This window comes from Pseudomonas sp. 15A4, from assembly GCF_016925575.1.
GTDB lineage: Bacteria > Pseudomonadota > Gammaproteobacteria > Pseudomonadales > Pseudomonadaceae > Aquipseudomonas.
In genome coordinates, this window is the sequence record NZ_CP068986.1 from 3,965,348 (window position 1) to 3,989,427 (window position 24,080).

Annotated in this window: 25 protein-coding genes and 1 pseudogene; 9 read left to right on the forward strand and 17 right to left on the reverse strand. The window is 59.1% G+C overall.

Going from position 1 to position 24,080, the window contains the following annotated elements; genetic code table 11:
- Position 1 precedes the first annotated feature (1 nt).
- Genes JN403_RS17455 through JN403_RS17470 form a run of 4 tightly spaced genes read left to right on the forward strand, consistent with a single transcriptional unit; the run spans position 2 to position 3,427 of the window.
- Entirely contained in the window at positions 2-997 is a 996-nt protein-coding gene (locus tag JN403_RS17455; protein ID WP_240356643.1) for an ABC transporter permease, read from the forward strand.
- A 3-nt stretch (positions 998-1,000) separates the two neighbouring features.
- Positions 1,001-1,822 carry an ABC transporter permease gene (locus JN403_RS17460; RefSeq protein WP_205483462.1) on the forward strand — a complete coding sequence of 274 codons (822 nt, stop codon included), beginning with the start codon at positions 1,001-1,003 and terminating at the stop codon, positions 1,820-1,822.
- Positions 1,815-2,327, forward strand: coding sequence for an ATP-binding cassette domain-containing protein (locus JN403_RS17465; protein WP_205483463.1), 513 nt, complete (start codon positions 1,815-1,817; stop codon positions 2,325-2,327). Before JN403_RS17460 ends, JN403_RS17465 begins: the two co-directional genes overlap by 8 nt.
- Positions 2,312-3,427, forward strand: coding sequence for an ATP-binding cassette domain-containing protein (locus JN403_RS17470; RefSeq protein WP_205483464.1), 1,116 nt, complete (start codon positions 2,312-2,314; stop codon positions 3,425-3,427). The genes JN403_RS17465 and JN403_RS17470 overlap by 16 nt, the downstream gene beginning before the upstream one ends.
- Positions 3,428-3,704: 277 nt before the next feature.
- Here the strand turns inward: JN403_RS17470 and JN403_RS17475 are convergent, their stop codons facing one another.
- Positions 3,705-3,953 (reverse strand): CsbD family protein, encoded by a 249-nt coding sequence (locus JN403_RS17475; protein WP_122537075.1) that lies wholly within the window; start codon positions 3,951-3,953, stop codon positions 3,705-3,707.
- 280 nt (positions 3,954-4,233) lie between these two features.
- Between JN403_RS17475 and JN403_RS17480 the strand changes: the two genes are divergently transcribed.
- Positions 4,234-4,860 carry a glutathione S-transferase gene (locus tag JN403_RS17480; RefSeq protein ID WP_205483465.1) on the forward strand — a complete coding sequence of 209 codons (627 nt, stop codon included), beginning with the start codon at positions 4,234-4,236 and terminating at the stop codon, positions 4,858-4,860.
- 126 nt (positions 4,861-4,986) lie between these two features.
- Here JN403_RS17480 and JN403_RS17485 read toward each other — a convergent pair.
- Positions 4,987-5,354: pseudogene (locus tag JN403_RS17485) on the reverse strand (histone-like nucleoid-structuring protein, MvaT/MvaU family).
- A gap of 554 nt (positions 5,355-5,908) precedes the next feature.
- Between JN403_RS17485 and JN403_RS17490 the strand changes: the two are divergent.
- Entirely contained in the window at positions 5,909-6,244 is a 336-nt protein-coding gene (locus JN403_RS17490) for a hypothetical protein (protein WP_122537078.1), read from the forward strand.
- Positions 6,245-6,324: 80 nt separating this feature from the next.
- Here JN403_RS17490 and sfnG read toward each other — a convergent pair whose 3' ends face one another.
- From sfnG to JN403_RS17515, 5 genes are all read right to left on the reverse strand, one after another.
- A complete protein-coding gene (gene sfnG / locus JN403_RS17495; protein ID WP_205483466.1) occupies positions 6,325-7,425 on the reverse strand; it encodes a dimethylsulfone monooxygenase SfnG in 1,101 nt (366 codons plus the stop codon).
- Positions 7,426-7,689: 264 nt separating this feature from the next.
- Positions 7,690-8,181: a chemotaxis protein CheW gene (locus tag JN403_RS17500; protein ID WP_205483467.1), complete on the reverse strand. Its 492-nt coding sequence runs from the start codon at positions 8,179-8,181 to the stop codon at positions 7,690-7,692.
- 17 nt (positions 8,182-8,198) lie between these two features.
- On the reverse strand, positions 8,199-8,519 hold the full coding sequence (locus tag JN403_RS17505; RefSeq protein WP_240356645.1) for a chemotaxis protein CheW: 321 nt from the start codon (positions 8,517-8,519) through the stop codon (positions 8,199-8,201).
- A 26-nt stretch (positions 8,520-8,545) separates the two neighbouring features.
- The gene (locus tag JN403_RS17510; RefSeq protein WP_205483470.1) at positions 8,546-9,172 is read right to left on the reverse strand and encodes a chemotaxis protein CheW; all 627 of its coding nucleotides are present in this window, start codon (positions 9,170-9,172) and stop codon (positions 8,546-8,548) included.
- Positions 9,169-10,935: a PAS domain-containing methyl-accepting chemotaxis protein gene (locus tag JN403_RS17515; RefSeq protein WP_205483471.1), complete on the reverse strand. Its 1,767-nt coding sequence runs from the start codon at positions 10,933-10,935 to the stop codon at positions 9,169-9,171. Before JN403_RS17515 ends, JN403_RS17510 begins: the two co-directional genes overlap by 4 nt.
- Before the next feature lie 563 nt (positions 10,936-11,498).
- On the opposite strand from JN403_RS17515, the gene JN403_RS17520 reads away from it, so the two are divergent.
- Positions 11,499-13,745: an EAL domain-containing protein gene (locus JN403_RS17520; RefSeq protein ID WP_205483472.1), complete on the forward strand. Its 2,247-nt coding sequence runs from the start codon at positions 11,499-11,501 to the stop codon at positions 13,743-13,745.
- Between the two features lie 317 nt (positions 13,746-14,062).
- Entirely contained in the window at positions 14,063-15,202 is a 1,140-nt protein-coding gene (locus tag JN403_RS17525; RefSeq protein ID WP_205483473.1) for a glutathione-independent formaldehyde dehydrogenase, read from the forward strand.
- Positions 15,203-15,333: 131 nt separating this feature from the next.
- Here JN403_RS17525 and JN403_RS17530 read toward each other — a convergent pair whose 3' ends face one another.
- Together JN403_RS17530 and JN403_RS17535 are read right to left on the reverse strand one after the other, a co-directional pair.
- Entirely contained in the window at positions 15,334-15,957 is a 624-nt protein-coding gene (locus tag JN403_RS17530) for a dTMP kinase (RefSeq protein ID WP_205483474.1), read from the reverse strand.
- A 3-nt stretch (positions 15,958-15,960) separates the two neighbouring features.
- Positions 15,961-16,506 (reverse strand): glutathione peroxidase, encoded by a 546-nt coding sequence (locus JN403_RS17535; protein ID WP_205483475.1) that lies wholly within the window; start codon positions 16,504-16,506, stop codon positions 15,961-15,963.
- Between the two features lie 299 nt (positions 16,507-16,805).
- Between JN403_RS17535 and JN403_RS17540 the strand changes: the two genes are divergently transcribed.
- Entirely contained in the window at positions 16,806-18,389 is a 1,584-nt protein-coding gene (locus JN403_RS17540; protein ID WP_205483476.1) for an EAL domain-containing protein, read from the forward strand.
- A 485-nt stretch (positions 18,390-18,874) separates the two neighbouring features.
- On the opposite strand, the gene JN403_RS17545 is transcribed toward JN403_RS17540, so the two are convergent.
- The 8 genes from JN403_RS17545 to JN403_RS17575 all read right to left on the reverse strand — a co-directional run bounded on the left by JN403_RS17545 (position 18,875) and on the right by JN403_RS17575 (position 24,018).
- Positions 18,875-19,114, reverse strand: a complete 240-nt coding sequence (locus tag JN403_RS17545) for a Rieske 2Fe-2S domain-containing protein (RefSeq protein WP_205483477.1) — start codon at positions 19,112-19,114, stop codon at positions 18,875-18,877.
- Positions 19,107-19,952, reverse strand: coding sequence for an iron-containing redox enzyme family protein (locus JN403_RS17550; protein ID WP_205483478.1), 846 nt, complete (start codon positions 19,950-19,952; stop codon positions 19,107-19,109). Before JN403_RS17550 ends, JN403_RS17545 begins: the two co-directional genes overlap by 8 nt.
- Positions 19,949-20,254 (reverse strand): hypothetical protein, encoded by a 306-nt coding sequence (locus JN403_RS25620; protein ID WP_240356647.1) that lies wholly within the window; start codon positions 20,252-20,254, stop codon positions 19,949-19,951. The genes JN403_RS17550 and JN403_RS25620 overlap by 4 nt, the downstream gene beginning before the upstream one ends.
- The gene (locus tag JN403_RS17555) at positions 20,209-20,793 is read right to left on the reverse strand and encodes a dihydrodipicolinate synthase family protein (RefSeq protein WP_240356649.1); all 585 of its coding nucleotides are present in this window, start codon (positions 20,791-20,793) and stop codon (positions 20,209-20,211) included. Before JN403_RS17555 ends, JN403_RS25620 begins: the two co-directional genes overlap by 46 nt.
- Positions 20,786-21,298, reverse strand: coding sequence for a DUF6190 family protein (locus tag JN403_RS17560; protein ID WP_205483480.1), 513 nt, complete (start codon positions 21,296-21,298; stop codon positions 20,786-20,788). Before JN403_RS17560 ends, JN403_RS17555 begins: the two co-directional genes overlap by 8 nt.
- On the reverse strand, positions 21,291-22,484 hold the full coding sequence (locus tag JN403_RS17565) for a pyridoxal phosphate-dependent aminotransferase (RefSeq protein ID WP_205483482.1): 1,194 nt from the start codon (positions 22,482-22,484) through the stop codon (positions 21,291-21,293). The genes JN403_RS17560 and JN403_RS17565 overlap by 8 nt, the downstream gene beginning before the upstream one ends.
- Positions 22,485-22,649: 165 nt before the next feature.
- Complete coding sequence (locus JN403_RS17570) at positions 22,650-23,348, reverse strand: LuxR family transcriptional regulator (RefSeq protein ID WP_240356650.1); 699 nt, start codon at positions 23,346-23,348, stop codon at positions 22,650-22,652.
- Between the two features lie 40 nt (positions 23,349-23,388).
- Positions 23,389-24,018, reverse strand: coding sequence for a glutathione binding-like protein (locus JN403_RS17575; protein WP_205483486.1), 630 nt, complete (start codon positions 24,016-24,018; stop codon positions 23,389-23,391).
- Positions 24,019-24,080 lie beyond the last annotated feature (62 nt).

The window sequence follows — 24,080 nt, forward strand, 5'->3', positions numbered from 1 at the left end:
CATGGCGTTGACACTGCCGTTTTTCGGTCGCGCAACCGGGCGAAACCGTTTGACCAGCATGATTGCCCGGCGTCTGGTCGCCGGGCTGCTGATGCTGTTGGCGATCTCGTTGTTGATCTTCGCGGGCCTGAACTTGCTGCCCGGTGACACCGCCACGGCGATTCTTGGCCAGTCCGCCACACCCGCGGCGGTCCAGGCGCTGAAATTGCAACTGGGCCTGGACCAACCCGCAGGTTGGCGTTATCTGCATTGGCTCGGCGGCGTGGTGCAGGGAGATTTCGGCGTCAGCCTGACGTCCCGTGAAAACATCTCCGTCGCCTTGTGGGAGCGGCTGAAAAACACCCTGTTACTGGCCGGCAGTACCGCGCTTGTGGCAGTACCTGTGGCCTTGACCATTGGCTTCGTTTCTGTCCGTTTTCACGGTGGCTGGGTCGATAACCTGCTGAATCTGCTCACCCGCGCAGCCGTGGCCTTGCCTGAGTTCTTCTCGGGCTATCTGCTGATTTTCATTTTTTCGATGAGCCTCGCCTGGCTGCCCAGCAACAGCAGCGTGCAAGTGGATATGCCGCTGTCTGCGCGGCTGATGGCGATCACCCTGCCGGTGCTGACGCTGGTTCTGGCAGTGTTGGGCCACATGAGCAACATGACCCGTGCCGCGCTGCTCAGTGCCCAGCGCAGCAGTTATATCGATACCGCGATCCTCAAGGGGCTCTCGCCCATGCGGGTGCTGTGGCGCCACGTATTGCCCAATGCCTGGGGACCGATCATCAACGTGATCGTGCTCAACATGGCGTACCTGATGGTGGGCGTGGTGATCGTGGAAAACGTCTTTGTCTACCCGGGCCTGGGTCAATACATGGTCGACAGCATCAGCAAGCGTGACATTCCCGTCGTGCAGGGGTGCGCGCTGGTGCTGTCAGCCGTTTACATCCTGCTCAATCTTTTCGCCGATGCAGTCGCCCTTCTGACCAATCCGCGCATCCGCCACGGAACATAGTCCATGCCCGCGTTAAAAATTTCCCATCTGCCCGGCATTGTCGGTCTGATCCTGTTCATGGCCATCGGACTTTTTGCGCCCTGGCTTTCTCCCCACGCGCCTGACCAAGTGATCGGTATGGCCTGGGATGTGCCGTCGGCCCTCGCGCCGTTGGGCACCGACAATCTTGGTCGAGATTTGCTTTCCCGGCTGATCTGGGGCACCCGCACGTCGCTGTCGGTGACGGCCGTGGCGGCGCTTATCGCGTTCCTCGCAGGTACCACATTGGGATTCATCGCCGGCGTATGCGGTGGCTGGATCGACCAATTGATCTCTCGTGTCAACGATGTACTGATGGCGATCCCGACGCTGATACTGGCGCTGGTCATTCTGGCGACGCTGCCCAAGACCCTCGGGGTGATCATTCTTGTGCTCGGGGTGCTGGAAGCCACCCGCATTCTTCGGGTGGCCCGCGCACTCGCGGCAGACATCGGCGCCATGGAATTCATCGAGGTGGCGCGCCTGCGTGGCGAAGGGCTGGTCTGGATCCTGCTGCGGGAGATTTTGCCCAATGCACTGCCAATATTGATCGCCGAATTCGCCATGCGATTTGTCTTCATTCTGCTGTTTCTTTCTGCGTTGTCTTTCCTGGGGCTGGGCATTCAACCGCCTACCGCGGACTGGGGCGGGCTGGCGCGCGATAACAAAGATGGCATTCTGTTCGGGATCTGGGCTGCGCTCATACCGGGCGCCGCTATCGCCATACTGGCGCTGTGTATCAATACGCTGGCTGACTGGCTGCTCGGCGCTAATACCCGTGCCTGGGGAGCCCGCCATCATGCTTGACTCTCCAGGCACCATTGCGCCGCCGCTGCTGGCTGTTGAGGAGCTCCATATCGTCGCCATCGGCAAGCCACAACGGACACTGGTCGAGGGTATTTCCTTCACCCTCAACGCCGGCGAAGTGCTCGGTTTGATTGGTGAGTCCGGAGCAGGAAAGTCCACCATCGGGCAGGCGATACTGGGTCATCAGCGCGAAGGCATGGCCGTCACCGGTGGACGGATTCTGTTCGCGGGCCAGGACCTGCTGCGCTTGTCTGAAGCGCAACTGCGCCGGATTCGCGGCAAGCGTATTGCCTACGTCGCACAGTCTGCCGGCGCGGCCTTCAACCCGGCGCTCACCCTCGGCGAGCAAGTGGTCGAAGCCGCCAGGGTGCACGGACTGATGGATGCACAGGCCGCCAGGGAAAAAGCACTGGAATTGTTCCGACGGTTCTCTCTGCCCGATCCTGAACAGTTTTTTCTGCGCTATCCCCATCAGGTGTCAGGGGGCAGTTGCAACGTGCGATGATCGCCATGGCATTGTGCAGCGGGCCTGATCTGATTGTGTTCGATGAGCCCACGACCGCGCTGGACGTCATCACGCAGTTGGGGATTCTTCAGGCCATCGCCGGGGTGATTCGCGAGGCCGGCGTCGCGGCAATCTACATCAGTCACGATCTGGCGGTGGTCGCTCAGTTGGCTGACCACATCATGGTGTTGCGCCATGGACGACGGGTGGAGTACGGCACGACCGGCCAGATTCTGCATGCTCCCGATCACGCCTACACCCGTGACTTGCTCGGCGCCGAGCGTGCAGGCAATCGCCCGCAGACAGTGCAATCCGAGACAGCTACGCTGTTGACGATTCAGTCCCTCAACGCCAAGTATCACCATCAACCGGTTTTGCACGGTATCTGCCTGGATCTGGCGAAGGGTCGTACATTGGCGCTCATTGGAGAGTCGGGATCCGGCAAGTCCACGCTCGGCAAAGTGGTCTGCGGGTTACTGGCGGCTGACGCAGGCTCGATGAAGCTTGACGGCATGACGCTGCCCTCCACGCTGCGCCAGCGCACCCGAGACCATCTGCAGCGAATACAGATGATTCATCAGATACCCGATAACGCGCTCAATCCCAAACTGCTGATTGGTGACCAGGTGGACCGCGCACTGCGCACTTTCACCACGCTGAACCGAGATCAGCGCCAACGACGTGTCATGGCGCTGCTGGACCGGGTCGGGCTGGACGGGACAATTGCGCAACGTTATCCCCACGCGCTTTCCGGCGGGCAGAAACAGCGCGTCTGCATCGCGCGAGCGCTCGCAGCGGAGCCCGAGTTGATCGTCTGTGATGAGCCGACCTCGGCGCTGGACCCTCTAGTTGCGCGCGACGTATTGGCTCTGTTGCGGCAACTGCAACAGGATACGGGCGTGTCGTATCTGTTCATCACCCACGACCTTCACGTTGTGAAAGAGATTGCCCATGATGTGGCGGTGTTGTGCGAGGGGCGCATCATCCGCCAGGGCCGGGTTGATGAAGCGCTCAGTGCCCCGCTCGATGACTACACCCGGCGCTTGATCGAGGCGGTACCGCAACTAAGGCAGGACTGGCTGGCCGAGATGGCCGGCTAAACGGCGTCGTCCGTGTCGAAGGCTGCCTCCCTCCCCGCTGCGCGCGTATTGACTCAGCCATGCCATCCGACGGGCGCGCAGGGTCGTCGCTGATCCGGCGTGTGCACACGCGAACCTTCCCGCGCGATGTGCGGGAATAACGCCGCTTTTGCAAGGCGCGCGCTGCGTCGAAATATGCGAAAGACCCGTCAGGCAGTTCTCCTGACTGACAGCGTCGGAGGCAGGCAGATCCAGACTTAAAAGGGACGCCCCTATCGGAACGTCCCTTTCTCCTCACTCAACGGCGAAAGAGACGGTCTAGAATCAGCAAAGCAATCCCACCAATTGCCACTGCAGCGACTGGTTTTTCTTTAACAAACGCAGAGACGCTGTCCATGGCATCGCCATAGGCCTGGGTCAACTGACCGGAAGCCTGGCGACCGGTACCTTCCGCCTCCAGCGTCGAATCACCAAACAGTTTCCCTACTGCGCTCTGTGCTTTGCCGGCCACCTGCTCTACAACGCCTTCTACCTGTTCGCTCTTCATGATTCACCAAACCTTCGTGTGTGAGTGACCCAGGATCAGCCTGGGAATGGGGCAACGTGCGCAGAATTAGGGGCCAGGGGCAGTGATTAGTTCAGCGACGATCAGCCTCCGGGCTCCTGCGCATGACGGCTAACCGATTCTGCGCCTGTAACCGCCATGGGCTTAGACGTCCCAAGTGCTCGCCTCGCCAGACGATCAAGCCAACGCTGACAACCATTTAGAACCACGGTGCGCCACAAGAGTCTGTCCTTACACACCCTTAAGCCTCATCGAGAATTTCATGATCATCGTTCATCATCTCAATAACTCCCGTTCGCAGCGCATCCTCTGGTTACTGGAAGAACTCGCCCTTCCCTACGAGATCAAGCACTACCAACGAGACCCCAAAACCAACCTGGCGCCCCCAGAGCTGAAAGCCATAAACCCGCTGGGGAAATCCCCGGTGATTCAGGATGGCCCTCATGTACTGATCGAGTCCGGCGCTATCGTCGATTATCTGATCCGCCGCCACGGCAACGGCCGTTTGCAACCTGATCCGGCCACCGCAACCTACGACGAATACGTGCAGTGGCTTCATTTCGCAGAAGGGTCGGCCATGCTGCCGCTGATGCTCCACCTGTATGTCGGGCGTCTTGGGGAAGCCGGCAAGCCGCTGCACCCGCGAATCGAATCTGAACTGGCCAACTATCTGGGGTATCTGGAAACCGCATTGAAACTTACCCCGTACTTGTTGGGCGAAGAAATCAGCGGCGCGGACATCCAGATGAGCTTTATTGGTGAGTTTGCGAAGTCCCAAGGCATGCTTCAGGACTACCCTGGCCTCTCCGCGTGGATCGACCGGTTCCAGGCGCGGCCGGCCTATATCAGTGCGATCGAAAAAGGCGGTGATTACAAGTTCGCAAGCTGAGTACTAAACACGCAGGCTTGCTAGCCCCGCCCTGGAAAGCGTCTCCAGACGCTTCATGGCTCACGTCAGGGCGCAATCGCAGTCATAAAAAAGCCGTCTCACGACGGCTGTTTCAGCTTCACCGGGTCATTTAACCAACCAGTTCTCAACCTCGTCGCCGAACTGGCCTTTCCAGGCTTTCAAAAGCTTGTGGTTGCCGCCTTTGGTTTCTACGACCTCACCTGTCAACGGGTTTTTATAAACCTTCATCGCTCGGGCCTTACGTGTTTTTTCTCGGCAGCCACTGGAGCAGACTGCCGACCGCTGGATCCCTGAGGATCGAGAATGCCGACTATCTCTTTCAAGCTGAAGCCGTACTCATCGAGGAGGTCACGCAGTTTGGTTTCAAATTCGATTTCTTTCTTCAAGCCGCTATCATTTTTCAGGGTTTCAAGTTCGGCGAGCTGGGCGGCGAGCTGCTGTTCAAGTTTGCGGAATTCAGCAAGGCGGGACATTTAAATCTCCAAGGTCGTTTTGATATGGCCGATGTTAGCCGAACGCCGGTCATCAGTCATTCGCCTGGTTTCCTTAATCACTCCGCCGAACGGCGGGCGCCGCAACAGTGATATCGCCCGGCTGGCTGCCACGACTGTTTTCTCAGCGCGGCATCGCTAAACCGGTGGGCGATGGTTTGAATGCCTGCAACTCCGTTGCGGCAGCTGTGGCTAGCGACGCAGCACGCACACCTGAATCAGACTCTGCAAACCTGCTCCTCTCAAGGATTCACATGACCGACGTGACTATTACGCAAAGCGAGGATGGGAGTATCTAGCGTCATTTCATGCCTGGGGCAAAGAGCATTCGCCCATGCAGCGCTTGCTTTAGGCTTTCCCTGCAACAATGTTTTCCCGTCACAGGCATCGGTCATTCAGGTCATTGGGGCGATCTGAATCGCCCCGGATTTAATAGACACCTCGAATGAGATTGAAGATGTGTCTAAGTGTTATCCCTTCGGGTAAAGTGTCGCCGCCCGATAATTGGATTCGGGCTTTAGTCAATGGAGTTTTACGTGAAGTCCTTTAGCAAAATCATCGCTTCTGCAGTGTGTGGTCTGGTTCTGGCGGGTTGCACCGGCACCGCCATGAAGACTCAGCAATATGACAGGAGCCAGTACACCGTCGTTGGCCATAGTGAGGCAAGCGCCACTGGCCTGATGCTTTTCGGCCTGATCCCGATTCGTCAGAACGACCGTTTTGTCCGCGCTCAGAGTTACGCCATCCAGGCCAAAGGTGGCGATGCGCTGATCAATACTCAAGTGCAGGAAAAGTGGTTCTGGGCCTGGGTTCTGAATGGCTACACCACGACTGTATCCGGTGACGTGATCAAACTGAAAGCCGCTCAATAAGTAGCCTTCGGTTCAAGAGAGCCCGGTTCGCCGGGCTTTTCTGTTTCCAGCGTCTGGAATGTCTCTCGCTCATCAACGTATCAGGCGCTTTGAGCAATAGAAGCAGTGTGATTGAAAGCTTCCAGCTCACGTACAAGTGGCAGTACCTGTTTACCGAAATAAGCGACTTCCTCCTGAAAGTGCAGAAATGCGGAGAGCACCAGGTCCACGCCCACGGCTTTCAACGCCACAATGCGCTCGGCAATCTGCCTGGGCGTTCCAATCAGGTTTGTTTTAAACCCGTCGTTATATTGAATCAGGTCTTCAAAGGTGGACTTGGCCCAGTTCCCCTCGCCTTCAGGACTGGCCTTGCCGGCCTGTTTTGCCGCATCGCCAAACGCATTCACGGCTTCAGGGTCGGCCTGATCGATGATTTCCTGTAGCACCGCGCGTGCTTGCTCTTCGGTTTCGCGAGCGATGATGAACGCGTTGACGCCGATCTTCACTGAATGCCCGTTGGCCGCTGCCTTAGCGCGAATATCATCCACCTGGGCCTTGATGCCTTCTAGCGTATTGCCGTTGGTGAAGTACCAGTCGGACACCCGCGCAGCCATGTCGCGGGCGGCGCGGGAGCTGCCGCCCTGAAAGATTTCAGGATGGGGTTGCTGGATGGGCTTCGGGCGCAGTGTGTAATTGTGGAAGCGGTAGAAATCACCTTTGAAGGTGAAATTATCTGTTGTCCAGATGCCTTTCAACGCCTGGATGAACTCTTCCGAACGACGGTAGCGCTCGTCATGCTCCAGCCATGGCTCACCAATGGCTTGAAATTCACCCTTGAACCAGCCACTGACGATGTTGATCGCCACGCGGCCTGCCGTCAGTTGGTCTATTGTCGCCAGCTGCTTGGCGACAACGGCGGGCGTCCAGGGACCGGGAAGGATGGCCGCGATCACCTTGAGTTTCTCGGTCGCCGCCAACAACGCATGACTGAACGCGACGGACTCGTGTTGGTTATCGGCGCCGTATCCGGCCGTGAAACGGATTTGCGTGAGCCCGTACTCGAAGCCCGACTGCTCGGCAATTTGTGCCAGCTTGCGGTTGTACTCGATGCCCCAGTCGGTGCGCTGCTCGATTTTACTGACGATCAAGCCACCGCTGACGTTAGGTACCCAGTAAGCGAATTTAATTGCGTTCTGACTCATCTACCGATCTCCAGACAGAGCAAGGGAGCCGCCTGGCGTGGTCGCCAGGTACGGTTTGAACACCTTCCTGAAGTGGAAATAGCAGCAACTGTGCCAGCTAATAATTCACATAAATTTCAGCGAGTTAACCCGCCGGCAAAGTATTTATCGAAAGCCTGGCAAACAACGTTTTGCTGGATACGTGTTGCCAGGCAAACAGTTGGACAGTCCATCCAATAGCAGCGACCAGGCTGTTCAGTGGGCTTGGGGGCCATCATCTGTTGCTCAGCCGGCGCGGCGTTGGGTGTCTTCCTGAGCCTCGGCCTTTTCCAGCCCTTTGACGACGTTGCTCAAATTGATCAGCGTCATCCAGCGGACCTGATCGCCCTTGCCGATGCTCACCAGGCTGCGCATGCGGTCATTGACCGACCCCCTGATGCTCGCGCTTCGCTCCCACCCTTCGGGATGCTCGGAGGCCGGGTGGGTGAAGGTTTCAATGGAGTCAGTACGGTTGACCACCAGCCCGAAGTTATTAACCTCGCCTTTAACCAATAGCACCCGTTCCAGGGCATTGCCGGGAGGCGTGGTGCCTTCTACCAGACTGCTCAGGCAGACCAGCGGAATTTGCTCGCCGCGCAAATTGAAACTGCCCAGCAAATGGGTGTCCGGTTGCGCAAACCGGACAAAGTGCTCGGGCATATCAAGGATTTCCAACACTTGATCAAGCGGCACCACAAACTGCTGCGCCGCCTGGAATAGCAGGCACGTCTGGTTCATCTGCGCGAGGCGATCGCCTAGCGCGTCCTGCTTGGCGGGCCGGTCTGATAGATCCTGGCGAAACTGAGCGTCTCCGAGCGTTCCAGCAAATCGCAATGTTCAAGCAACAATGCCTGGTCTCCGTTCTCCAGCCCGACAACACCGGCAAACATCCCGGGCTCTCGTAATCCATAGCGGGGCAGCGGCAGGATTTCATGGGCACGCTTGCGCACGATCGAGATCATTCGGTCATAGACCAGACCGATGCGATAGCCTTCTACCGAGGTCAACACCAGCAATTGATTCTGGGGCTGCGCCATTGCCGGACGATCAATGCCCAATATCCGGTTCAGGCTCAAGGCAGGCACATCAACCCCGCGCCGGTTCACGACGCCCAGGCAATAATCGCCCCCAGCTTGCTCGGCAGCATGTCCGGGCGGTCGACCAGTTCGGTAATGGCTTTCGCGTCCACGGCGTAGCGCTTTCCTTCGCACTCGAACAACAGCAAGTGACGCAGCGCCTGGGATTGGTCCTGCACTTGTACTGGATGGGCGACATCGCCCGAGTGCGCAGTCAACACCTGCGGCAAGCCACACAACGCGTTCAGGTCGAGCCGGTAAATCATTCGTTCATGTTCCAGCATCACGAGTTCTGGCAGCAGCGCAACCGCGGTGCCCTCCCCGCCAAGACGGCACAGGTTTCGCGCCTCGACTTTCATCACGTCACTGACGCCGCTGACCGCAATGCCCAGGCGTCGGCCTTGATGATTGACGATGGCAACCATCTCCAGCGGATCGTGCCGGGACGCATCGTGCTCGCCGAGCAGCGAGCGCAGCTCGATCAGTGGCAGCGCCTTCCCGCGCAGGCTGAACATGCCGAGCAATGCCCCGCCTTGCAGCGGATGGGGCTGCAGCCGGGTGGGCCAGTTGATCACCTGCTCCAGTGCCTGAGCTTCAATCGCAACTTCCAGAGCGCCCAGCTTGATTACCCCAAACGCCACGGCGTCGCTCATAGCGTTTCAACCTGGCCTGGGGCGCTCAAGCCCTTGCCCAACCCGGTCGCCAGCTTGATACGGTTGAGCTCGCCGATCAGTTCAGCGACCCGCTCAGCCAGATGATGCTGTTCTTGCGTCGCCGCGCCGATGGTCGTCATCGCGCCATTGGTCTTTTCCACCCCGGCAACGATGCGCTCGAACGCGCTCCCTGCGCTGCGGGAGATCTCGCTGCCGGAGTTAATGCGGCGGACCGTCTCCTGGATCAATTTGTTGATCTTGGTGGTGGCTTGCGAAGACTTTTCAGCGAGCTTGCGCACTTCGTCGGCTACCACTGAAAAGCCCAGGCCATGCTCACCCGCCCTCGCCGCTTCAATCGCGGCGTTGAACGCGAGCATGTTGGTCTGACCGGCGATCGTGCTGATCACCTCGATGATTTCCTGAATGTCTTCTGCCGATTTGCCGATGGTGTCCATCGCCGCAGACGCCTCGCTGAGGGTCTGGGAACCGCGCTGGGCTTCATCCTGGGTGATGCGCGCCTGATCGTTGGCGTCGCCAGTGGTTTTGACCACTTCGTCGATGGCCTGCATCAGACGCGTGACGGACTCATCCATCGCCTGGGTCTTGGCTTCAATAGCTTCTTCCAGCTCGACCTGAGCGGTAATGTCGGTGGCGAATTTGACCACCTTGTAGGGTTGCCCCACCGCATTGAACACTGGGTTGTACGTCGCCTGAATCCAGATTTTCTGACCGTACTTGCTGATGCGCATGAAGCGCCCGGTGAAAAACTTGCCGCTGCTCAGCGCGCCCCAGAATTCACGATAAGGCGTGGTCTTGACGTACTCGGGTTCGCAAAACAGCGAGTGATGGCGGTTCTTCAATTCCTCCATCCGGTAACCGACCAGATCAAGGAAGTTGGCGTTGGCCGAGAGGATATTGCCGCTCAGGTCGAACTCGATCACGCCCTGGGCGCGGTTAATGGCGTTGACCTTGCCTTCGTGCTCCATTGTGCGAACTTTGGTATCCGTTACGTCGGTGGCGAACTTGACGATCTTGTAGGCCTGGCCCTGGGCATCAAGGATCGGATTATAGGACGCCTGAATCCAGACATCCCGACCGTCCTTGCTCAGCCGCTTGTACTCGTTGGCGTCGTACTCGCCCTTGCTCAGCTTCTCCCAGAATTCGCGGTATGCCAAAGACGCGGCGTATTCGGGTTCACAAAACATCCGGTGGTGCTGGCCCACGACTTCGTCCAGCGTGTAGCCCAAGGCCGAGAGGAACTTGCTGTTGGCGGTCAACACATAGCCTTCAGGGCTGAATTCGATCAACGCCTGTGAACGCTCGATCGCCTCGATTTTGCTTTCCCATTCGGCATTGCGATTGCGCACTTCGGTGACATCGCTGGCAAATTTCACGATTTTGAAAGGCTTGCCATTGTTGTCCATCACCGGGTTGTAGGTAGCCTGCAGCCAGATCTGCCGTCCGTCCTTGGCCTGACGCTGGTACTGGCCGGCATCGAACTTGCCGGTGCCCAGCTTCTCCCAAAACATCAGGTATTCCTTGCTGGTCGCATAGTCGGGCATGCAAAACAGCCGGTGATGGCGCCCACGAATTTCTTCGAGGTCGTAACCCATGCACTCGAGAAAGTTCTGGTTGGCATACAGCACGTTCCCTTGCAGATCGAATTCGATCACGGCCTGGGAACGGTCGATAGCGCTGAGGAGGGAGTTCAGGTCTGCGCCGGTCTGGGCAAGTTCGGCAGTCGAATTGGAGTTATTGTTCATGGGGCAGGTCCGCAAAAAATGATGTTGAGTGGGCGGGGCTCCTTCCCTGAAAAGCGTTCGGCGACCGCGGTTCACTGTTCGTGAGACGCCTCATACAGAGGCGCGCTCGGGCCGGGCGCAAGTGTTCTCGTCTTGTAATGGTGACGTTTCAGATAATCAATCGGCAGCCGCTGCGATAAACTTTAGGCAAGGTTGTACATTTATTTAATCTTGTACAATTTTGAACCTTCGGTGCGAAATCAAGTCCCTGCTGAAGACCTTCGGTTTGCCCGTTCAGCCCGTGGTAGTGTCGTCGCTACCGCCGCGCCTTTGAGCGACATTCCCTGCGGGTCGGCGCACTGCCAGGGCATGGCGAGACCATGGGAAAGCCTGCCTTGGTGATCGCCGTCTGACGCGCAAATCGTTCCCACATTGCCCTGTTGAACTTCGTCGACACGCCGATACCGAAAGTGCTACCGGCTTGCAGGTGCAGCAGTTCTCCCACCTAGCCGCTCCAGGTTCACGATGGTTACGCGTGTCGAATAACCCCCTGGCACTTCGTCCCCTTTTTTCAGGTAATGCACATGGCCGCCAAGGCTCACCTCGGTTTGAAGAATCATGAAGTTTTGGGTCATTTTCTCGACGCTGCTTCCCACCTGACCGGGGCGACGGGCGCCATCCTGATAGTGCGAGACGAAGAGCAGTGGTGCACGGTGGCCACCTACGGTACTGCGCCGGAGGTGCGCGCAGACGACATCACCGGCGGCTGGTTAAAGATGGTGTTGTCCTACGGTGACGTCGTCGACGTTGGCGAGGCCATGCCCGCTGACGCTGCGCTGCCTGCCGGGCTGGATCGAGTGGTCAACGAGTCGCTGGTCTGCGTCGCCATTCGGGATGGAGACGCTGCCCTGACCGGTGCGGTCTTGATGACGATCCCGCTCCCCCACAAGCGACTAAGCGCCGCGCATATCTATGGCGTGCAAACCCATGCAGCCGACCTCTATGACTCCCTCAAGAGGGACCCCACACCTGCGGCCAGCGGATCAGCCGTCATCGAGCGCCTGCGCTTGCTGGAGTCGGTGGTGGTCAACGCGAAGGACGCCATCCTGATCACCGAAGCAGAACCGATCGATTTGCCCGGACCGCGCATCGTGTATTGCAATCCGGCGTTTCTCACCACTACCGGTTTCAGCCTCGAAGAAGTCATGGGAAAGACGCCGCGGATCCTGCAATGCCCTGAGACTGACCGTGCCACGCTGCAGCAAATCAGGGACGCGCTGCAGCGCTGGGATCCCGTCGAGGTCGAACTGATCAACACGCGTCGTGACGGGACCAAGTTCTGGGTGCAGCTCAGTATCGTGCCGGTGGCCAACGAGAAAGGCTGGTTCACTCATTGGGTTTCAGTACAGCGCGACATCACAGAGCGTAAAGACGCAGAACAGAATTTTCGCCAGGCCCAGCTTGATCGCGAGGAGCGCGTGGCGCTTGAGTCGCGGCTGATCGAGCGGGAGCGTATTCAGGACGAACTCTCCTACGCGGCATTCCACGACGAGTTGACGAGGCTCAAGAATCGCGGGTATTTCATGGCTCGCATCCATTCGGCGTTGAGCAGAGGGAACGCCGGTAATCCCGGTGCGGCCACGGTGTTGTACCTGGACCTGGACCGATTCAAGTATGTCAACGACGGCATGGGGCATCATGCGGGCGACAGCTTGCTCAAAAGCGTGGCAGAGCGCCTGAGCGAGTGCATTGAGCCCACGGCGGTGATCGCCCGCATCGGGGGCGACGAGTTCGCGATATTGCTGACCGACGAAGGCCATCAGGCGCAGGCGATCGAGACCGCCAAGCGCGTGACCCACGCCCTCAGCTTGCCGACCGCCATCGACGGGCAACAGCTTTTTATCTCCTGCAGCATCGGGATCGCGACGCTGGACGTTCAGCACACCACCGCCGAAGACCTGATCCGGGATGCGGACGTGGCCATGTACGCCGCGAAAAAGAAAGGCCGTGGCAGCTGGGCCGTCTTCGACCTCTCCATGCGCCAGGCATCCATCGACCTGCTGGTGATGCAGAATGCGCTCAAGCACGCGATCACTCGCGATGAGTTCTACCTGGTGTATCAGCCGATATTCTCCATCACCACTGAAGCGGTGGTGGGCGTGGAAGCATTGGTAAGGTGGCGCCACCCGACCCTGGGGATCGTCGCACCTGATGTGTTCATCAGCGTGGCTGAAGACATTGGCGTCATTTGCGATCTGGGTCAGTGGGTCATGCGCAACGCCTGTCGCGAGGTCAAGCGGTGGGGTGACGCTACCGGTCCGGCCGGTATCAAGCTGAACGTGAATGTGTCAGGGGTCGAGCTCAACCGCAAAGACTTCGCCCTTCAGGTCGCCGGGATTATTGCAGAGACCGGATTCGATGCCCGCGCCTTGCAGATCGAAATCACCGAGTCAGTATTCCTGCATGAGCCGGAAATCGTTGCCAAGACCCTCGAAGACCTTCGCGCCCAGGGTATCCGGATTGCGCTGGACGACTTCGGAACGGGCTACAGCTCCCTCGGCTACATCGACCGCTACCCCATTGACGCCATCAAGATAGATCGGTCTTTTGTCACCCGCATGATGAAACATGAACGCAGCGTCGCCATCGTCAAAAGTATCCTGTCCCTTGGCGAAGCGCTGGATCTGGCGATTGTCGCCGAGGGCGTCGAGACCCCTGGCCAGATGGACCAGCTCAGGGAATTGGGCTGTCCTTATGCTCAAGGCTTTCTGCTCAGCCCGCCAGTACTGGCCGAGGATGTTCTGACACTGCTGGTTACGAACAGGCGATGACAAGCCGCCTGGCAATCGCAGAACCGATGCCGCCGGTCGACGCGGTGACCCGTGCGCGTTTTATATTCGGTTGAATGTTCATTTCCACTCCGTCACATCAGGTTGATGAGACGCAAGTCACCCTGGTGGAGCTGCCACGAATTGCACAGTTGGGGTGGAGCTTCTCATCATCAGCGGGCGATAAGGCCCGTTCCAGAGCCTTTTGCCAGCATCTACCGTTCGTCACTCGCGGCAAATCTCTTTGAACGGCAGGTCGGTACGGTCGTACTAAAACTGGCGAACTATCCGTATCTGCATCTCAATGTTCTGGAGAACCCATGAAAGCGATTATTTACAACGGTCCTTATGACGTCAGCGTTCAGAACGTTCCCGATGCCAAAATCGAAAAAGCAACCGATGTCCTGGTCCGCATCACCACGACCAACATTTGTGGTTCCGACCTGCACATGTACGAAGGCCGCACCAGCTTTGAAACAGGCCGGATTCTGGGTCACGAAAACATGGGCGAAGTCATCGAAGTCGGTGCCGGAGTCGATCGCGTGAAAGTGGGCGATATGGTCTGCCTGCCGTTCAACATCGGTTGCGGCTTCTGCGATAACTGCGAGCGCGGCCTGACCGGTTACTGCCTGACCGTCAACCCTGGCAGTGCCGGTGGCGCCTATGGTTTTGCCGAGATGGGGCCTTACGAGGGCGGCCAGGCCGAACTGTTGCGCGTGCCGTATGGCGACTTCAACTGCCTGGTGCTGCCTGAAGATGCCAAGGAAAAAGAAGACGATTACGTCATGCTGTCGGACATTCTTCCCACCGGCTGGCACGCGACAGAATTGTCCGGCCTGCTGCCGGGTGAAAGCATCGCGATCTACGGCGCAGGCCCGGTCGGCCTGATGGCTGCCCATTCGGCGATGATCAAAGGCGCCTCGCAAGTCTTCGTGGTCGACAACCATCCAGACCGTCTGGCCCTGGCGGCCAAGCTGGGCGCCACGCCGATCAACACGGCGCAGAGCCAGGCCGTGGAGCAGATCATGAACCTGACCCACGGCAAAGGCACGGACCGTGGCTGCGAATGCGTGGGTTATCAGTGCTGCGACAAGCACGGCCACGAAGCCAATCACGAGACCATGAATAACCTCGTTGCCTCCACCAAGCCAACCGGCGGTATCGGTGTCGTGGGTGTCTTTGTGCCACAGGATCCGAACGCCGCCAGCGATCTGGCGAAAGAAGGCAAGATGGCCTTCGACTTCGGCTCTTTCTGGTTCAAGGGTCAGCAGATTCGTACCGGCCAGGCCAACGTCAAGGCGTATAACCGTCGCCTCGCTGAGCTGATTCACCATGACCGTGCCAAGCCATCGCAGATCATTTCCCACAGCCTGAAGTTGTCCGAAGGTCCGGACGCCTACAAGCACTTCGATCAGCGCGACGACGGCTGGACCAAAGTCGTGCTCAAGCCATCGGCGTAACGCTGCCGGGTAATACGTCAACGCAGCGCGTAGACAGGCCATCGGGACTGGAGGGGATTTTCCCCTTCGGTCCCGAACTGCGTTTATGGGTATAGAAACTGCCGTATTCGAGTCATTCACCTCGGTGCCTGCTACGGCAAAGCGACTTCACGCACTTTGTCGATCTCTGCGATCACCTGCCTCGTTGCATGTTCGATCAGCCCTTCGTTTCGGCACAGCACCCAGCCGTTATCCGATATCGCCCGCTCAAACGCTTCAGTGCAAGCGGTGTGCTCCTCCAGCGTATGGATCACCGTACTGCTTAACCCACGCCGGCGTGCGGCTGCCCTCGCCCATGAAATCCCGGCCGCAGTGACGACACCGACATGCACGTCCGGCACTCGCACGTCCTGGTCAATGTTCAACTGCAGGATCTCTGCGAACGGGACCATCCGGCGAAACGCGGCGTCAGACGGGTACCAGCGATCGATCAGGATGATGCTGTCGGCTGGCTGTTGAGTCAGCACATGCCGGGAGATCCAGCCACGGCTGGCCGCCAGACGCTCACACACCTCCCATTCCAGATCGCGATCGGGCTGTCTGGCCAGCCGGTTAACGAGGGCCATTGTTTCACCCCGCTGGGGATCACGTTTGCTCTCACACAACCGGATTACTTTCTGGCCGTCAGCCCTCAGTGACTGGGTGACGGCCTCCAGCAGCGTCGTCTTACCGACACCCTTTGGCCCATCCAGAGACACAAACAGCGGACGACTCATGCGTCAAACAGCGAGGGCTTCGTCAACGGCCGCAGTCAGCCGTGGATCATCGGCAGTCACATCCGGGGCAAAGCGACCAATCACCGTGCCATTGCGCCCGATCAGGAACTTCTCGAAATTCCACAGGACCTCGGTGCCTGCGCCGCTTTCGATACCGTAGCCCTTGAGGCGTTCACGGAACGGGCCGTCGCCGGTGGCAGCGGGCTGGGCGGCCGTCAGTTCACGGTAGAGGGGATGGGTGTCGTCGCCGGCGACGGAGATTTTCGAGAACAGCGGGAAGTGCACGTCATAGGTAGTCGAGCAAAAGGACTGGATGTCGCTGTCGCTGCCCGGCTCCTGTTCCTTGAAGTTGTTGGCCGGAAAACCCAGCACCTCGAGCCCGGCGTCCTTCTTGCTCTGGTAAAGGCTTTCGAGCCCCTCGTATTGCGGCGTCAGACCGCATTTGGAGGCCACATTCACCACCAGCAGCACTTTACCCTTGTACTGGCCCAGGCTGGCTGGCGAGCCATCGATTTGCTTGAGGGGAATGTCGTACAGAGAATCGGTCATGGTGGGCTCCTTCGTTACTGAGTTGGCTATCGCCGGGTGAGTGGTCCGTGATCGAGGATCAGTGGTCGGACTGCACGGACACCTTAAAGCATGCGGCCAATGATTCGGTCATGATTTCCGCTTTCGTCCCAAGACAGTGGCCTCCAAGGGATCATCACAGTGCGGCCTTTACCCTTGTTCGATTACACGCAGACCACCGTTCGGCGTCCAGGCAAGATTCTTCGATCAACGGTACGAACCTATGTGCGAAGATGGCAGTCTGACATCACAATTCCCTTTCTGGCCCAGTGAGGCCTGACATGAATGACCTGCACCGCCGCAACCCTTGTCGCCTGCCTGTATTGCTAATGATCGCAGTGTCCACTGTGATTGGCCTGTCCGTCCTGTGGGAATTCAAGCTCGAAGGCTGGGTCATGCACTGGCTCGCCCTGCCCTACGACGCTGACTTTGAAGACGCCGAAAGGTGGCGTTTCGTCCTGACCTCGACCGGATTTTCGCTGCTTTCACTGATCGTCCCGACCATTCTGCTCAGACGCCTGATTGCCAACGCCCAGTCGAGCTTCCGTCGACTGAAGCAGGCGCAGGCGCAGACAGAAACCCTGGCCACCTATGACTCGTTGAGCGGTCTGGTCAATCGACGTATTTTCATGAACATGGTGCGCAATCAGCTCGGTTTGCGGCGGCCTGCGGCGGTCATGCTCATCGATCTTGACCATTTCAAGGCCGTCAATGATCAGCACGGTCACGCAGCCGGCGACCTTGTGCTATTCGAGATAGCCCGCAGGCTGGAATCCATCGCCGACGATAACGGCGGGGTGGCGGTGCGTCTGGGCGGTGATGAGTTTTGCCTGCTGTTTCTCAACTTCAAACACCAGACTGAGCTGTGCCAGATCGCAGAGGCCGTGGTCGTTCAGCTCAGTGCGCCGTTGTCTTCCGCGGTCGAGCCCTCGGCACTGGGCGCCACCATCGGCATTTCGAGGTCATGGACAGATGCGCAAGAGGCGTCAGCCTTGCTGCACTGCGCTGATACGGCAATGTACCGGGGCAAGAAAAGCGGGCGCTCGACCTTCAACTTCTATGACAGCGAATACGAACGGCAGCGCCAGGCCCAGGCCGACCTCGAACTGGCGCTGAAGCGGGCGGTTGAAGAAGACGAAATCGTGCCCTACTTTCAGCCGATCGTGGCGCTCCCTTCGCAGGAGGTCGTGGGTTTCGAGGTGCTCGCACGCTGGCTGAAACCCGACGGCAGCACCAGCACGCCGGCGGAGTTCATCCCTGTGCTCGAGCGCCTGGGGCTGATCCCCGTCATGACCCGCTCGCTGATCAGGCAAGCCTGTTGCGCCGCCAACCGCTGGGACGACCGCTTGCGCCTCTCAATGAATGTCAGCGCGACCATGGTCACCGACGTGCTGTTTCCCGATCAGTTGCTGAACCAGCTGCGGGAAGAACATTTTGCGTTTCATCGCTTCGAAGTCGAAATCACCGAGGAGGCCCTTGTCGGCAATCTCGACGCGGCACAGCGGAACCTGAGCAAGTTGCATGATCACGGCATCACGGTCGCGCTGGATGACTTCGGCATCGGCTACTCGAGTCTTTATCACCTGACCCGCCTCTCGATCGACAAGATCAAAATAGACCGGTCGTTCTTTGAACCCGGGCAGACCGATCACTTGCCCATGGTCGAAGCGATTCTGGGCATGGCCCGCAGCCTGAAAATGCAAGTGACGGCCGAAGGGGTCGAGGAATTTCACCTGCCTCATCTGCCGTCGTGGCTGGCGAACAGCGGATGCAATTACGCCCAGGGCTACCTTTATGGCCGTCCGAAGCCGGCCTCGAGCCTGTTCTGCTACACGCATTCGTCTTTTGTGCAGCAAGCATGCTGAGGGTTCGCCAGCATTTCCCGTGTCGACATCGTCCGCCCGCGCGACCGGGTCATGGGGCTCAGTCATCGCGGCTTGAAATGCACTGAACGCTGAACCCGGCACTGACTCCAAACCTTGTCCCGACGCCCACGGCCACCGTGCCGCGTCGGCAGGCATTCGAATCATCTGCCCACCCAAGGAATTCCCATGACCGATCCACGTAACGTCGCCCACGACAAAAAAGTGCAGCAAGAGAAAAAGAACCATGGCGAAGAAGTCGCGCCGGATGCCGTGCACGCCCCCAGCCAGGCATGAAGCCTGCGCTCAAGCACGACGACGATGAGACCGAGCAAGACGAACAGGCGTGAATCAGGCACTGACCTGAGCTGAGATCCAGCGTCTGGCGGCGCTGACGAACGTCAGCCGCCGCCGCACAGACCCCCGCCGGCCCAATCCTGCGAATTCCGTACCGCCCAAGCCACGTGAATCCGCGTCCCTGCAAGCCGTCACGTCAATTTGCGGCAGGTCAGATTCCCGCAGGCAGGCCCGCTCAACTGCTCGCCCGTTTCCAGACTGAACACCGAAAAGTGCAGCGGACAGGCGATCGTCCGTCGGTTGTGATTGACGGTCCCGTGCTCCAGCCAGCCCTCGCGGTGCGGGCACAGACTGGGCACTTCGTAGAGGTCGTCCCCGGCCTGAATCACGAAGGTCGCCGGCCTCACTGCCACTTCCCCTTCGTCAAGCATGGGCAACGCCCTCGCCGATTTTGATCGACTGAGCCTTGTACACCGCCTGATCGAATGCATGGTTGGTGATCAACCGCCCCATGCAGATGCCTTGCCAGGCATTGGCGTGGTTCAGTTGCTTGTCGTTGTCCATCGCTTTGAGCAGCCGCTGACCTTCAAGGGCATGGAAGACGTCGATGTGCACATGTTCGCTGTAATAGGTATGGGCTTTGATCCCGAGTCTGTCACACAGCGTGGTGTAGCAACCGAAGAAGAACGGCACCACCGTCTCGAAGTAAGTGATGACGCCAGCGAAATACGACGGATCCTGGGCACGCATGGTCAGCCAGCAGAACATGTTGGGAAACGTGCAGCCTGCCTCGGCGTTCGCTTGAATATTGCTTTCCAGATCCGTCGGCATGCCCAGCTCATCCAGCAGCACCTGATAGAGCGTGGTGTGCGAACGCTTGATGTTCCCCGAGCCGAATTCGTCGATCATCATCCGCAGCATGGGCATCTGTGCCTCAAGGCTCAGACGCGGCATGAGGTGATAAAACACCTGGGCTTCGGTGAGACCGTCGAGGGCGAACTCCTGCACGAGGATCTTGAATTCGTCCAGGCTCATATGTTCGGCCACGTAGCGCGCCGTCTCAGGCTCCTCTGCCTTGTCCTGATCCACCAGCGCCGCGAGCATGGCGCGCAGTTCGCCCAGATTGGCCGGCTGCTGCTCGGTCATGCTGTCGCGGATCGCAGCGTCAAGCCATTGCTGCTCGAACTGCAGCAGCTCGGCGGGGATGGGCTGAAGCTTCTCGATCAGTGCCCGGTTTGCGCGAAACAGCGATTTCTGGGAAACGGTCATCTGGCGTACTCCGCACTGACTGACTCGAAAGCAACGCGCTCGTGAGCACTCTGTTTCTGCGTCGTGAGCGACGAACGCAGGACACCGCGAGCCGCCAGTTCGCGCTTCACGTGTGCGTACCAGTCATCCTCACCCAGGCAGAATGTGTCATTCAGCCGGGCCACGATGGCTGCAACGTCTGGCTGCTGTGCGAGGCAGGCCACCCGGCACAGGGCCGGCTCGAGGTTGGCAAGGGAGACAACGTTTCCATCGCTGATCAACGCGCCGGCCAGCTCCCGCTCCCAACCGATGAAGTAATCCACGCCCTCCCCCGAATCCGGTCGATCTGCGCCTGCGTCCGCGCCTGGCTCGGCGAGTCCTTGAGGCCGGTCACACGCTCCAGCCGAGCAATTTTCAACAGCGTGTCGAAGCTCTTTTCATTACCCGACAGCGCCGATTCGTTGTAGACCAACAGGTCCAGCGGGGTGCGGCTGTGAATGGCCTGGTAGTGGGCCAGAATGTGCGCCTGACTGATGCCTTCGGCAAAGGGTGACGTCACGATGATTTCCCTGGCGCCAAGCTCCCCCGCGAGTTCGGCCCGTTCAATCACCTCCTCAGTGGTGGGAAGCTCGATACCGACCACGACCCGATGGGTGTGGCCGGCAAACTCGAGGGTGTATCTGAGCATGTCCGTCCACTGCGCGGCGGACAGGTTCCAGCCTTCGCCCGAGGTCAGACACGGGATGAACCCGTCAACCACCGGCGCGCAGGCACGAACGAGCTGCTTCACGCTTTGCCGGCAGACATTGGCGTGTGCGTCGAGCGGCGTCACCAGGGGCACCAGCACTTGATGTCTAGACATGCTGGTAATCCTCTTCGGCAATGACCAGGTCAAGGGACGCGTCATACAGCCGCTGCAAACCCTCCGGAAATACATTGGCGGCGGACGCGGCATCGAATGCAGCCAGGTGCGGTTTCAGCGCCGCGCAGTCCTGGTAATCGCGGTCATGGGTGTAAAACAGACAGTTGGCCTCAAGCACCTGCGCCGCTTGCAGGCGCTTTTCCGCAGGCAGCCCTGACAGCTCCGGGCTGCTCGCCGCCCGGGTGAGCGCCGCGTTGCTGTAACCCGCGCGCAGAATATTCATGTCGGAGTGCAGGACGTCCATGAAGGGGTAGTACACGTCCTGAAGCTCGCGGGCTTTCTTCCAGATAATGGCATCGCAGACGCCAATCTGGCTGAAGCTCATGCGCACTTCGCTGTGATAGCGCCGGGTGAAGAACCCCAGCGACTTGGCGCGGATGTCGGCATTTTGGTGATGCATGCCCATGAATACCGTCGCATCAATCATCGGCGCCTCTTCAAGCATCGTAAGCCTCCAGCGCCTGGCGGATAACCTGCAGAGCCGCTTCAAAAGCGTCAGGGTCACGGGCCAGGGCCAGGCGCACAAAAGAGCGGCCTTGCTCCGGATGACTCCAGAAGAAATAGCGACCGGGCAAGACGTAGGCCTGATGGGTCAGCAGGTAGGCTTGCAGGTCATCGCCCGAGAGGTCATCGCGCTGGATTTCAAACCAGGCGACGCTGGTTTCAATGGCCGGCTCGATGTAACGCAGCATCGTGCCCTCAAGGTATTCCCGTGCCACGCTGCGGTTGGTCTGCAGCACGTCGCGAACGGAGGCAAAGCCATCGGCTTCGCTGTCGTTGATGTACTCGGTGACGACTTGAAGAATGAAGGGCGAAACGTTGAGCAGCACGCTGGTGACGATGCTGTAGATCTCCGGGTTCAAGCGGCGACTGCTCATCAATGTCGCGCATTTGGTGTCCTGCAGCGGCCAGGTTTTGCCGGTGTCTTCCATCACCAGGTAATCGGTGCCGATCTCATCGAGGATGGCGTAGGCGTCGACACGTTGACCGCCGGCCACCTTCAGAAACGAGGCGAAGCAGAAGTCCAGAATCAGGATCTTGTCGTGATCGCGGCAGTATTTTGCGACTTCGATGAAGGTTTCCGGGCCCTCGGCGAACATGGACGTGCCGGTCGGATTGTTCGGGTCGACCAGAAAAATCGCGTCGACCGACGATGCGGTTTTCTCCAGCAGCCGGTAGACCTGGGTAGGGTCAGCCAGGATCGCCTCCGGCAGCGGGGTCATCGGCACTTCCATGTGCTTGAGCAGATCGTGCAGGTTGTCGAAGCAGGGTTCGATCAGGGCGACGCTCATGTCGTGCTTGCGCAGAAAGGTGGCGGTGATGTGCATCGCCACCGAGGCGGCGTACACCAGGTAAATCTCATCGCTGCGCTTGAGCGCATGGTGCTGACCGTGAAACTGAAAAAATGCCTTGATGAACGCTTGCTCACTCTCGTATTGGGTCAGCGTCTGCGCGCGTTGCCACAACTGGGGGAGCTTTCGGACGATGTCGGCCTGGGTGCGGCTCTGGTTCTGGTGGGTGTGGGCATCGGCAAGGTTGTGCCGGGTTTTGAGGGCGGTAATTTCGTGCTGAGTAATGTCTTCCAGGACACGTGCTTCATGCGTACTGACGGGCTGGGCAGAGAACGTCATGAGGGATCCCTCTCATTGTGGGTGTGTTATCAGGGCTGCCCGGCAATCATTCTGTATTCCTTTTCGCCCCGAAACTGTACCTAGGTACAGGCAACGCTTGCCCGCGCAGCCTTGCCCGGTGCACCGATGCCAGTGCGCCAGTGCAGAAGGCGCACCGGCACCCCGTCACGCGAATCCCAGGCGGGACGCCGCAAAGACCGCCTGCTTGGCGGTGTCGACCTCAAGCTTGCGCACGATGTTGGCCATGTGGAACTTGACCGTGCGCACACGGATGTCACAGATGCAGGCGATCTCGCTGTAGGACTTGCCGAGGGATACCCAGCCGAGAATCGTGTGCTCGCGGACAGTGAGTGGCGGCTCTGCGGTGTTCTGCGACATCGCGCCCGGGTTCATGTCGCTGTGAAACGCCACCAATGCCAGTTGCAGCGTGCCTTTGATGTGCTGGATCTGGTGGTGGAAGTGCGGACTCTGCTCGCGGTTGACCAGACTCAACAGCCCCATGCGCTGTTGCGGATCGTGGACGACGAAGGTGTAGCCGTCCTGCATCGAGAACTCTCGGGTGAGCTGCTCGAATGCGCCCTGCCCTTGCACGGGCTTGCGCCGGTAGGCTTCGGTCCAGTGAAAAGGCGCGACGCTTTGCACGCCGTGGGAAATGATCGGATCGACGCGGTGCAGTGCCTCGCCGCAGTATTTGCGCTGCCAGGCAATGGAGAAGCTGGACAGGAAGTTCGACAGGCCAAAGGTGCGCTTGTCGATGGTGGCGTAGGTGAACGGGCAGTCTATTTCAGAGGGCAGATGCTCGATCAGGGTGGCCAGGTTTGGATCCTGGCCCGGCCTGACGAAAAGCGGAGCGTTGAAATGCATGATCAGCATCTTCTTTTTGTTGGCATCAGGCGGATGGGGTTCAGCGTTCCTGGCGAGAGGCTGCCAGCCCTCGCTTGACGGCCGGGCGCTGCTCGATGGTTTGCAACCAGGCGCGCACCGCCGGGAACAGCGAAATGTCCAGGTCCAGTTCTTCATAGGTGCGCAGCCAGGTGAACAGGGCAATGTCGGCAATGGTGTAGCGCTGGCCGGCAATGTACTCGCGATCGGCAAGTTGACTGTTCACCAGCGCGTAGAGCCGCAGCGACTCTTTACGGTAGCGATCCAGCGCCTGGTCGTTGGCGATCGTGCTGGCATGGCGGAACCACCACAGCTGTCCGAGCATCGGCCCCACGCTTGCGATCTGGAAACTCAGCCATTGCTGGACCTGAAGGCGTTCTGCCGGGGTCTCGCCACCCAGTGCAGCGTGCTGATCTGCCAGATAGGTCAGGATCACTGCCGATTCAAACAGCGTCACGCGTTTTTCGTTATCGATCAGGACCGGGATTTTTCCGTTCGGGTTGAGGGCCAGGAAGCCAGAGGCTTTCTGCTCGCCCTTGTTCAGATCGACATGGGTCAGGGTGTAGTCGAGGCCGAGTTCTTCGAGGGCGATGGGGATTTTCTGACCGTTGGGAGTGTCGGCCGTGTACAGGTGCAGCGAGGCAGTATTCATCAAAGGTTCCGTCCTTGTGGTTGCATTTGCAATGAGTCTGCATTATTCCTTTAGCACCCCGC